This is a genomic window from Shigella sp. FC1967, assembly GCF_001743005.1.
Classification (GTDB): domain Bacteria; phylum Pseudomonadota; class Gammaproteobacteria; order Enterobacterales; family Enterobacteriaceae; genus Proteus.
In genome coordinates, this window is the sequence record NZ_MIIZ01000129.1 from 1 (window position 1) to 287 (window position 287).

Annotated in this window: 1 rRNA gene; it reads right to left on the reverse strand. The window is 53.0% G+C overall.

From position 1 onward, the window contains the following. A 23S ribosomal RNA gene (locus BHE89_RS01180) occupies window positions 1-287 on the reverse strand; the annotation flags it as partial.

Consider the following 287-nt stretch of genomic DNA (forward strand, 5'->3'; position numbering starts at 1 on the left):
CTTCTAAGCCAACATCCTGGCTGTCTGAGCCTTCCCACTTCGTTTCCCACTTAACCATGACTTTGGGACCTTAGCTGGCGGTCTGGGTTGTTTCCCTCTTCACGACGGACGTTAGCACCCGCCGTGTGTCTCCCGTGATAACATTCTTCGGTATTCGCAGTTTGCATCGAGTTGGTAAGTCGGGATGACCCCTAGTCGAAACAGTGCTCTACCCCCGAAGATGAGTTCACGAGGCGCTACCTAAATAGCTTTCGGGGAGAACCAGTATCTCCCGGTTTGATTGGCCT